Source organism: Agrobacterium sp. rho-8.1 (genome assembly GCF_033957725.1).
In the GTDB taxonomy this organism is placed as follows: Bacteria; Pseudomonadota; Alphaproteobacteria; order Rhizobiales; family Rhizobiaceae; genus Agrobacterium.
In genome coordinates this window covers 67344-76871 of the sequence record NZ_CP192794.1, presented here as the reverse complement: position 1 = coordinate 76871, position 9528 = coordinate 67344, and the positions used below count along the sequence as shown (strand labels likewise).

The 9528-nt window shown below is 53.9% G+C and carries 15 protein-coding genes; 11 read left to right on the top strand and 4 right to left on the bottom strand.

What is annotated here, in order from left to right:
- Positions 1-658 precede the first annotated feature (658 nt).
- The 8 genes from RMR21_RS26310 (at position 659) to RMR21_RS26275 (ending at position 3836) form a co-directional block, all read left to right on the top strand.
- Positions 659-844, top strand: coding sequence for a hypothetical protein (locus tag RMR21_RS26310; RefSeq protein ID WP_234624980.1), 186 nt, complete (start codon positions 659-661; stop codon positions 842-844).
- A 15-nt stretch (positions 845-859) separates the two neighbouring features.
- A complete protein-coding gene (locus RMR21_RS26305) occupies positions 860-1066 on the top strand; it encodes a hypothetical protein (protein ID WP_234624981.1) in 207 nt (68 codons plus the stop codon).
- Positions 1067-1081: 15 nt separating this feature from the next.
- Positions 1082-1450: a hypothetical protein gene (locus RMR21_RS26300; protein ID WP_320188655.1), complete on the top strand. Its 369-nt coding sequence runs from the start codon at positions 1082-1084 to the stop codon at positions 1448-1450.
- A gap of 33 nt (positions 1451-1483) precedes the next feature.
- The gene (locus tag RMR21_RS26295; RefSeq protein ID WP_320188654.1) at positions 1484-1906 is read left to right on the top strand and encodes a thermonuclease family protein; all 423 of its coding nucleotides are present in this window, start codon (positions 1484-1486) and stop codon (positions 1904-1906) included.
- The gene (locus RMR21_RS26290) at positions 1903-2166 is read left to right on the top strand and encodes a hypothetical protein (protein WP_234624984.1); all 264 of its coding nucleotides are present in this window, start codon (positions 1903-1905) and stop codon (positions 2164-2166) included. Before RMR21_RS26295 ends, RMR21_RS26290 begins: the two co-directional genes overlap by 4 nt.
- 1 nt (position 2167) lies before the next feature.
- On the top strand, positions 2168-3202 hold the full coding sequence (locus tag RMR21_RS26285) for a hypothetical protein (protein ID WP_320188653.1): 1035 nt from the start codon (positions 2168-2170) through the stop codon (positions 3200-3202).
- Positions 3203-3313: 111 nt separating this feature from the next.
- On the top strand, positions 3314-3487 hold the full coding sequence (locus RMR21_RS26280) for a hypothetical protein (protein WP_320188652.1): 174 nt from the start codon (positions 3314-3316) through the stop codon (positions 3485-3487).
- Between the two features lie 163 nt (positions 3488-3650).
- A complete protein-coding gene (locus RMR21_RS26275; RefSeq protein ID WP_432331989.1) occupies positions 3651-3836 on the top strand; it encodes a hypothetical protein in 186 nt (61 codons plus the stop codon).
- Here RMR21_RS26275 and RMR21_RS26270 read toward each other — a convergent pair.
- The 4 genes from RMR21_RS26270 to RMR21_RS26255 all read right to left on the bottom strand — a co-directional run bounded on the left by RMR21_RS26270 (position 3833) and on the right by RMR21_RS26255 (position 6086).
- Positions 3833-4264, bottom strand: coding sequence for a helix-turn-helix domain-containing protein (locus RMR21_RS26270; RefSeq protein WP_234624987.1), 432 nt, complete (start codon positions 4262-4264; stop codon positions 3833-3835). The two genes, RMR21_RS26275 and RMR21_RS26270, sit on opposite strands and share 4 nt — an antisense overlap.
- A 69-nt stretch (positions 4265-4333) precedes the next feature.
- Positions 4334-5269: a hypothetical protein gene (locus tag RMR21_RS26265; RefSeq protein ID WP_320188650.1), complete on the bottom strand. Its 936-nt coding sequence runs from the start codon at positions 5267-5269 to the stop codon at positions 4334-4336.
- A 2-nt stretch (positions 5270-5271) separates the two neighbouring features.
- Positions 5272-5535 (bottom strand): hypothetical protein, encoded by a 264-nt coding sequence (locus tag RMR21_RS26260; protein WP_320188649.1) that lies wholly within the window; start codon positions 5533-5535, stop codon positions 5272-5274.
- Between the two features lie 2 nt (positions 5536-5537).
- A complete protein-coding gene (locus RMR21_RS26255; protein ID WP_234624990.1) occupies positions 5538-6086 on the bottom strand; it encodes a PH domain-containing protein in 549 nt (182 codons plus the stop codon).
- Positions 6087-6173: 87 nt separating this feature from the next.
- On the opposite strand from RMR21_RS26255, the gene RMR21_RS26250 reads away from it, so the two are divergent.
- The 3 genes from RMR21_RS26250 to RMR21_RS26240 all read left to right on the top strand — a co-directional run bounded on the left by RMR21_RS26250 (position 6174) and on the right by RMR21_RS26240 (position 9447).
- A complete protein-coding gene (locus tag RMR21_RS26250) occupies positions 6174-6566 on the top strand; it encodes a helix-turn-helix domain-containing protein (RefSeq protein ID WP_407026490.1) in 393 nt (130 codons plus the stop codon).
- Positions 6566-7864 carry a type II toxin-antitoxin system HipA family toxin gene (locus tag RMR21_RS26245; RefSeq protein ID WP_320188647.1) on the top strand — a complete coding sequence of 433 codons (1299 nt, stop codon included), beginning with the start codon at positions 6566-6568 and terminating at the stop codon, positions 7862-7864. Before RMR21_RS26250 ends, RMR21_RS26245 begins: the two co-directional genes overlap by 1 nt.
- A 275-nt stretch (positions 7865-8139) precedes the next feature.
- Complete coding sequence (locus tag RMR21_RS26240) at positions 8140-9447, top strand: telomere resolvase (RefSeq protein WP_320188646.1); 1308 nt, start codon at positions 8140-8142, stop codon at positions 9445-9447.
- The last annotated feature ends 81 nt before the right edge of the window (positions 9448-9528 follow it).

Genomic DNA, 9528 nt, shown 5'->3' with positions numbered 1-9528 from the left:
GGATAGTATTATCTATGTGGCAACCGTCAAGGGACACGGCACGCTCACCGGGTATATATTCTATACTATTTTATACTAATTCGGGGTATATCATACCTTTTATACCCGCATTCTATAGCTAGCACTGCCAAATTGTACTATATTTATACTTAGCTAAGCAAATCTATGCTACGCGGTAAAAATCATCTAAATTATCGTAAAATATGGATTATATATGCTTGTAAGCCAGTGGGTTTGCGTGCTAGCATGGCTTCTATATGCGTCGCGCTGGTCGCTCAGCCTTTCCCTTGGGGTTGGCGGTCGCAGCTCAGCACACACAAATTACAAACCAACATATATTTCCTATTGCGCATTCGTCCATATTGGCATATATTTCCCATGTAGAACGCAATATATATTCATCGCAAACGGAGCGATCGCTGCATGTCTTGCCCACCTATCACGCTTTGCAACGTCCCTCAACGCAGGGCCTTCGACATCTCCCCATACATGCCTCTCATTCAGGATATCTGCGCTCTCGCCGCGATCGTCGCGTTCCTCGCAGCAACGCAGAAGAATCCCATGGGTGTCGCCCACCTCTGCCGCTCATGGAGCTTCGGAATCTATCTCTATCGCTGCACACGCAGCAGGCGCAGCCTGGCTTTCTGAGGACAGGACAATGAAGAAAAGTTACACAGTCGTTGAAAACGCGGGCTACGAGCGTGAGTGCGACGTACACACCGCCAACAGCCACGACAACGCTATCAAATGGCGGGATCGCTACTATGAGCCAGGGGAGATCGAAAGCCTCCATGTCGAGATCGCGTGCGACTTGCCGGATGGAAGCCGCACCTACGAATTCTGAACAACGGTGAGCATCATGTCAAAATTGAAAATCAGTACCGTGCAAACAGTCTCCCGCACTACCGCACAAGGCGATATTTATGAAGCAACTCGACCCGACAACGACAGCCCATGGGAGATCAACTTCCCAACAGGAAGCGAGCGCTTCCACGGAAGCCAAACGGAGGTGCTCGCTGAGATCGGTCGGGTCATTGCAATCCACTCAGCGTCTACTGATGATTGATACAGGAGTAAAATTGTGAAAACCGAAACATTCTACGATAACGGGGCGACCATTACGCTCAAGCACGATGACGAGGAGGGACTGATGTCGTCTGTTCTCATCGTAGATCCTAGCGGTGTCGAATTTGATATCCCCGTACCAAGATTAGATGAGCAAGGCGTTCCTAACTTCAATGGACGGCCAGTTACGTTGGATGATCTCAGGGAACTGGCACTGCTTCGAACGACCTATGGGCCTATTCTGCAAAGCACATCTGAGAATGAACGAAGTGAGATGGCCGAGACAATGGGTTCTGACCTCGATGAAGAGGGGAATTACTTTGCGTGGCTTCGCCTTCTTAGGCAGGCAATCAACGAGGGCGTCTTTCGCCCGCACTCCGCCTAAATTTCAGCCGTACTACTTTCAAAGGACCAACCATTGTTCATCAGAACCGGAACCATCGCTGCCCTTGCAGCACTCTTCGCGTCGTCGGCCCCGGCCGCGCAGGATCAGTGGCCGATATGTGCCAGCGGCAAGCGCACAACCTGCATTGTCGATGGCGACACATTCTGGCGAGAGGGCATCAAGTACCGGATCTTAGGGTATGATGCGCCGGAGTCCGGAGATGGCGCTCGATGCGCTTCAGAAAGGGCGCTGGCAGATCGCGCAACGCGGCAACTCCAAAGCCTCATGACTGGCCACGGCATCAAGTACGAAGCTCAAGGCAAAGATCGGTACGGTCGTGTCCTGACGCGGGTAGTGACGCAACAAGGCGATATTGCCGAACAGATGATCGAGCTTGGCCTTGGCCATGCCTACCAAGGCGGCTACCGTGATCGAAACCAATGGTGCCAATCATGAAGCAGAGTACGCCTGCGGAACCAGTAGAACCCACACTCGACGAGTTTACGATCCCGCACGTCGCCTTCGCAGCAGCGGAGCATTATGCCGTTCATCCGCAAAGCAACAAGGACGAGTTGATCAACCGTCTCAGGCAGGATGTCGAGACACGCTACGGGCGCGAGCGCGACAACACCGCAGGACATTCAGCGGCCTTGCAGGCTATTCAGGACGCGGACGCTCGTGGCCTCCTAGAAGCCGTGTACGGGCAAGGGGAGTGAGATGGAGACTGACGAAAATATCACGGCGCTGAACTACAGCGCTCATGCCATCGAAAGCATAAAAGAGACCCTGAAGCGTCTGCCGCCGCACTTCGCGCAGTCTAGGGATGCAATCCAAGCTGTTAGCGACATGCTGCGAAAGTCGGTCAAGTTTCTACTTCCGAACTGTGCAGAGCTGCTCGATCCCATGCACGTTTCCCAAGCGCACATCGATCTTCTGAAGCTGCCGTATCCAATCACGACATTCGAAGCTCCATGGCAAAAGGTCGATGCGGTAGACGCGGGATACCTCGATCATTACAAGTCAACCAGACGCATTGCGCTGTGTTGGGAGCCTGAAGCGACACCGCCGCAACTGGCGCACCTCAACATTGTTCTGGAACGTTTTCCGCAAAGTGGCGTCTTTGTCCTCCCAATCTCGTGGATCGATAACGTAGGATTCTGGAACGTCGGGATCGGCGGCGCATTCATCCCCTACGAAAATACCATGGCAGAAATCGACAAGGCAAAAGTCAGCCCGCTCAGCGCCAAAGCAATGGAGGCGCTTAACAGCGCTGGCCTCCTCCCAAAAAAGGCCCGGCAATTCGCGGCCGAACCTTTCATCCTGCAACTGGAGCATTTCGAATCCGTCACTGCCAGCCATGGCCGCGAGACAGGTTTTGCAAACATCATGAACGACAGCCGCGATGAAGGTCTTGCCGTCATTCAAGCGTGCGCAGTCCTCAATTGCGAGAACGTCGCGACATCAGAAGTCGAACCAGCCGCAAAGCTCAACAAGGCTCGGATCGCCAAAGGCAAAGAGCCCTTTTTCTCGTACAAGGTTCTGGCGCTGGCCGCTGATCGCCCGGCCATGCGTGGCGAAGGAACCGCAGGCGGTTCGCACGCCAGCCCACGCCTTCACCTTCGCAGGGGGCACCTCCGTCGCCTGCCAGAGAAAACCGTATGGGTGAGAGCCGCCATGATCGGTGCGGCGAGCGAGACGGGGACCGTGACGAAGGACTATCGACTGGTGAAAAGCCAGAACAAGACATCCTGATCCAAAAGAAAATCTCTAACGGCGAATTGGCCGGTTTGTCCCTTGCAAGGAAGCGGGCGAGAATCTTTGTGCAGGCAAAAGAGAGCCTGCGGCTCAAACACGGAGATGAAAATGAGCACATCGACAGAAGCTACTATCCTCGCCATCATCGCATTCACTATAGGCCTGCTGGCAACAGGCTCCCCAGGGATCGGGCTCCGCGCTGGTCGCATCGTCAAGCTCGGATATCGAGCTATGGCGGATTGGCTGGACGGTCTTTGCCGTCGCACCCACTGGCTTCCGTAAGCAAAAAGGAAGGGGCGTTCGCGCCCCTTCGTCCCCCCCAAAATCCCAACGCTTTCACTTTGTCGTGGAACCAAACACCCGTTTGAAAGTTCGGCCCAAAAACACGGGGAACCAGCAATGATTGCTAGGCACGGTGAAGATCCGCACCGGAAAGCGCTTCGTAATGCTCGTGATCGGTTTGATCCGGTCGATCGCGAGGATGATCCTTTCCGGCATTTACTCGAACGGCTGGAGGCTGCTGAAACAGCTTGCGCCCGGACTGATGGACAAATTAGCTATAGCAACGACCAGAGAAAATGAGCCACAGGCTTCCCGCACGATCATGGCGCTGAAAAACAGCGAAACCTAAGCGGACTCGGGCTCGGAGTCGTCGCTTACGGCAACAGACTTCACGAGTGCTATGATTTTCTTTCTGAGAATTGGATCAGCGATTTTCGTGAACGCCCGATTCAGCGCTAACCCCTCTGGTGTCCCAAGGAAGGTTGTCACCAAGTTTGCTTCCGGTACAGCCTGCGCACCTCCCGTTTGATCGTTCTCAGCAGACGCAGGCATACCTTCGAAGAAATATGCGATTGGAACACTAAGGAAGCTGGCGATGTGCTGGAGGCGGCTGGCACCTACGCGGTTCGTGCCCTTCTCATATTTCTGCACCTGCTGAAACGTGATGCCAAGAGCATCGGCCAAGGTGGTTTGGCTCATACCCAACACCGTCCTCTGCAAGCGAATGCGTCGGCCAACATTGACATCGATGTCATTCGGTTTCTTCTTTTCTACCAATTTGTGTCGCCTTCCCGCGTTATTCTGGGCGCTCTGGATTCATACCACGTTGATCGCTGCTCCTTGGGTTCATAAGCGCGGCTTTGCCGATGCCGGCGCGCTGGTGGGGGATTGCAGCTCCTTCGTGATTGCCGCATCGAGCGCGACACGATGGCCGTAAAGGCGCTTCACGTCGTAAAGGCCGAATACCACCCAATCCAACTTGGCAGGTGAATCCCCGTTGAAACTTACGGTCATGATGCCGTCGCAGCTCTTATCATCAATGACGAGGTCATTGAACTTGTAGTCGAACGCTCCCTTGCCTTGATAAACCCACTCCGCCATTGCCGCACATGGCTCCTTGGCTTTGAGTGCTTTTACGGGCGTCCCATTCCTGGGCTCATACCCAGAGATAAAAGACCCGCAGTCGCCCGCTCCATTGCTGCAATTCGCATGCTGCCATCCCGTTTCGGGGAGAAGCTTTCCCCCTGCATAGAAATAAGCGACACTCGTGACGTGACCGGATGCATCTTTGTTGGTGATGGTTGGTCGGCCATATTTTTCCTCGACCGTTACGCGCATAGCTTCGGCGCTCATCATCTCTTCAGGGCCGAAATACAGCGCGCGCTCTAAACCCGCAGCGCGGTTCCCGTAAATCGGCGAGCTGAAATAGACGATCGGCCAATCGCCAGCTTTGCCCTTCCGATACAACGGGGGCTGTCCGCTATCAGCTCCACGCCTCAACTCGGACACAAAATCGATTTTCACCTGTGCGCCATTTGGACTGGCAACATTGCCCTGCATCCGAACATCAGCCACACCATTGTCGTCAGGAAATAGCTCTTTCAGCTTTGCCCTTACTTCGTCTTGGGTATCGCCAGGGCGGATGCCAAGAACGTCGAAATTGAGAGATCGATCGAAACGAGTATCTGCTGGAGTATCATCGACGGCAGGGAAATCCTGAGCTGATGCCAAAAACGGTAATGCGGCCACCAGTGTGACTGCTGCAAAAAACGTCTTCTTCAATTCTATCTCCTATCGTGCGGTCCATCATGACCGGTTTCAATGTCGCGTCTTGATGCCCTGTCTAGTTGCCTCGACTTATAAAAGTCGGCCAAACACCAGAATATCACCGAGGCAATGCCGAACGGCAAAAATCGGGGTAGGAAGAGCCAGATTGCATCACCGGCAAGACCAGAGTGCAATTTCTCAGGCAGGCCCTCTGCTGCGCCACCAAAGCCGGTGCCGTAGATGAAAATACAAACTGCGATAGCTTTGATCAGGAAAATCACATTCAAATCCTCCCAGGTCTGCGCATTTCCATCACGCGATTCTGGATTGAAGCCGGATCATCCAATCCGTACATCCGCAACAGAGACGCGCCTCTCATATCAACCACCAAATCACCGGTTTTCAGGAAGCGTTGGAAAATCGACTGCTGTAAGTCGATACTCGCGATCTCCTGCAATGGAATTTTGGCCACCCGGCGACTAATGATTCCCTGCGAGAAGACGAGATATCCCTCCCCCAACGTTAATGTCGTATAGATCCATTGGAGATAGCCGATTACAAACCCAACCGTCATCAATCCTAGAATGATGAACGCACCAATATAGTAATACTGGCTGTAGAAATCTGAAAGGATCGGCCACAACGCTACGACTTGACCGATAATGATGAATACAACCATCAAAATGATCCAAGGAATAAGCTTTATCGCAAAAAACCACCAATGAAGCTTATGCACCTCGGGCGTATTTTCAGCGTCCATATCGTTGCCCATCCGCTCTAAACGTTGTGTTGTCGTTGTTTCTATTGCTCTCATCGGTGTGAAGTCAATCAACGTCCTTCCGGTGAGGACCGGCGAAAATCATTCTAATGCATCATAGATGTTGCATTAAATGTCTGAATAGAATATCCATATTGCATTATGAAAAACAGTACCCTCCCTTCTCTCAACGCTATTAACGGGCTAAAGAAGCTCGGGGCCGACATCAGTGCTGCTCGGAAACGGCGGAAGATTACGCAGCAGCGACTGGCAGATGGTGCTGGCGTTACCCTGCCGACCATTCGTCGACTTGAAAATGGTGATCCCGGTGTTTCGCTCGCGACACTCGCGATGGTGCTCGTCGTCCTCGGTGAAGGCAAACGCCTGGCCAACCTTCTCGATGTCGGAGGCGACGATGTAGGGCTGATGCTCGAAAATCAGCAGCTTCCACAAAGAGTGCGCGGCCCCCGGCGAAAACCAGCCAGAACGACAATCGACCAGGCGAGACCAGCGACTGTCCCACACCATGACGAAGATTTTGGAGAGGCATTCTGATGGCAAAAGCACTGCAAGTCTGTATCGGCAACAGTGGTATCCTTGTTGGGACTTTGCGCTTTGAAGCCCAAGGCAACCGCGAATTCAGCAGTTTCGAGTATGCAGACACTTGGATTGATAACCCTCGTGGATTTGCGATCGCGCCGTCAATGCCTCTCGATGGAGGCCAGTTTTTCTACAAGAAGGATGGCGATTATGTCTCACCGCTTCCGATGCCGATCGCAGACACCACCCCCGACTCCTGGGGTAGAAATATCATCCGCAGGGATGCTCGCGAGAACCGGAAAGATACCTCTCCCCTCAATGAGCTGGACTACCTGCTATCGGTCGATGATTTCAGCCGGCTAGGCGCGCTGCGCATCCGCGAGGAGGGCGATGATCAGCCCTTTCTTTCAAGCCAGCCTGGAGGGCGGCACGAGATCCCCCCGCTTCTTCAGCTCAATCAACTCGGGCAGTCGATCGCCAGCCTTGAGCGGGAAAACCCCCAAACCGCTGAAGCACTCAAGCGTTTACGACAAATCGGGAGCGCGCTCGGTGGCGCACGGCCGAAATGCTCCGTTGTTGATACGGACGGGACGCTGCTCATCGCGAAATTCACCTCGATCAGAGACACGGAGAATGTCGAGCGCGCCGAAGTGCTGACACTGAACCTTGCACAACAGTGCGGTTTGAACGCACCGTCCGCTCGCCTCGATATGAGCGACGGCTTGCCCGTTGCGCTTATAAGGCGTTTCGACAGGACCGCTGCCGGCCGTCTCCCCTACATATCAGCTCAAACCATGCTTGAAGCAGCCGACGCTACCTCTGGCACGTACACTCAGTTGGCCGAGGCAATAAGGCGGCACTCCGACAGTCCGAAGCGTGATCTATCCGAGCTGTTCAATCGAGTGGGCTTCACCATCCTCGTCTCGAACGTGGATGACCATCTGAAGAACCATGGATTTCTATATACCGGCAACGATCAATGGCGCCTGTCACATATCTTCGACGTAAATCCGGCACCGGAACGTCACCGGGAACTGAAAACCGCGATCTCGGAGATTTCCGGCAGCGAGGCGAACCTGGACGCGCTGATCGAGCACGCGCCGTTCTTCGATCTCACAGAGGACCAGGCCGCACAGAACATCCACGATATGGCGACGACGATCAATACCAATTGGGAACCGCTTGCCGAGCGCTTGGGAATGACCAGGGATGACATAAAAACCTACCGGCCCGCATTCGAACACCGCGAGATGACCAAGGCCCTCCAACTCGACCAACCGGGTCCGGGTCCGTCCTCCCACTTTGAGCCTTGAGACCCCCGATGATGCCCCGTAATTAATGGAAGCCGTGCCGGCGGTATTTTACCACAGGCTTCGGCCTTCTCTTCGGCGCAATTTGGATTAGCGCGTTCAGGCCTGCGCCTGCTTCGCCCGGTTACTACGAACCGGGCTTCGGCCCCAAGGGCTGGAAAACCTAGGTCTCGTAAAAGGCTCTTGTAAAGATCCCTCACATATATTTTTTCGCAATATATACCCTTGCCTGATTTGCATGGTTTATATATGTATGGGGCAACTCAAGGAGCGGATCAATGGTCAACACGAAAGCAAAAACTAAGGTCCCTGTGCTGACAGATCGCATCAACGATTTCGTCGGCCTTGTCGCGGCGACGAAGGATGCTAATGGCGATTTCGACGGGAAGGAAATCAGCGTGCTTTGGGACGCTGAGGTTCGGTACCACTTCGAAAATGGCCGCACGGAAAAGACGATCGAGCTATACATCAACAAATACCGGAAGGCGTTGAAAGAGGCCTTTGGGGATAAGAACACACCCGTTGCCATCTGCAACATGCGCAAGCTGCGCGACCGCTTAAAGAGCTATATTGCCGCTGCCGACCTCCCTCAGTCAGGCGTCGCCGCGTCGATCGAGGAGCGCATCGAACGCGCCGAAGAGAATATTGTAGGTCGCAAGCCGACGCTACTATTGCAGATCTCCTCATTCATTGAGGCTCTTAACGATATCAGCGACAAGGCAGGGATGCAGGCCCTTTGGCAAAGCGAGCTGAAAGTGCATGAGGGCAAGGCTCTCACCACGATCATATCTTATGTAACCAGATATCGAAATGCCATTCGTGAGGCGTTCGGTGAAGAACATCCTATGATGAAGATCGCTTCGGGCGATCCTGCAATGTATGATGAGGCCAGAAAGCGGAAGATGGCCACGATAGCCGTCAAGCATGGATCGCTCATCACCTTCGAAAATTACAAGGAGGTCGTGCGGATCTGCACCGACCTGCTTAAGTCTGAAAAACCGATGGAAGTTGCCATAGGCCTGATCGGCACGACTGGCCGGCGTCCGTTTGAGGTGTTCACCCGCGCCGAGTTTTCTCCCGCACCCTACGCAAAAGGCGTCTCCAAATGGAGCGTCCTTTTCAAGGGCCAGGCGAAGACGAAAGAGCGTGAGGGCACCAAATTCGGGATGACCTACGAAATCCCGACACTGGCACCCGCAACGCTCGTCCTTGACGCCTATCAGCGGCTTCGCGCAAGCAGCCAAGGTAAACTGTGGCTACAGATGAAGCTCAACGACTTCAGCGACGACGCACGACTACCGCTGCGTGATGCTGTCATCGAACTGTTCGGAAAGCTGTGGCCGAAAGAAGAAGATCCCAAGCCCTATGGACTTCGGCACCTCTACGCGGAGGTAGCGTACCACAATTTTGCGCCTAAGACGGTATCGAAGAACAGCTATTTCGCCGCCATCCTCGGTCACAACAACAACGACTTGGAAACGTCACTCTCCTACATGACCTACACGCTTCCAGAGGAGGTCGGGGAATCGTTGGTGCGAGCTGAGCGAGTAGCAGACCGTACCACGCATCGCCTCGAAAGCCTGTAGTCAATCGAGAAGTTGATGAGGCGCTCAGCCTATTTCTCGGCCACGAGTCGGTCAATCTCCCCAATCGCCGTCTACCGTCGG

Bases quoted from the DNA above. Each gene is read 5' to 3' on its own strand.
- RMR21_RS26310 (WP_234624980.1), top strand. From the start codon at position 659: ATGAAGAAAAGTTACACAGTCGTTGAAAACGCGGGCTACGAGCGTGAG.
- RMR21_RS26240 (WP_320188646.1), top strand. From the start codon at position 8,140: ATGGTCAACACGAAAGCAAAAACTAAGGTCCCTGTGCTGACAGATCGC.
- RMR21_RS26305 (WP_234624981.1), top strand. From the start codon at position 860: ATGTCAAAATTGAAAATCAGTACCGTGCAAACAGTCTCCCGCACTACC.
- RMR21_RS26245 (WP_320188647.1), top strand. From the start codon at position 6,566: ATGGCAAAAGCACTGCAAGTCTGTATCGGCAACAGTGGTATCCTTGTT.
- RMR21_RS26290 (WP_234624984.1), top strand. From the start codon at position 1,903: ATGAAGCAGAGTACGCCTGCGGAACCAGTAGAACCCACACTCGACGAG.
- RMR21_RS26275 (WP_432331989.1), top strand. From the start codon at position 3,651: ATGCTCGTGATCGGTTTGATCCGGTCGATCGCGAGGATGATCCTTTCC.
- RMR21_RS26285 (WP_320188653.1), top strand. From the start codon at position 2,168: ATGGAGACTGACGAAAATATCACGGCGCTGAACTACAGCGCTCATGCC.
- RMR21_RS26280 (WP_320188652.1), top strand. From the start codon at position 3,314: ATGAGCACATCGACAGAAGCTACTATCCTCGCCATCATCGCATTCACT.
- RMR21_RS26250 (WP_407026490.1), top strand. From the start codon at position 6,174: ATGAAAAACAGTACCCTCCCTTCTCTCAACGCTATTAACGGGCTAAAG.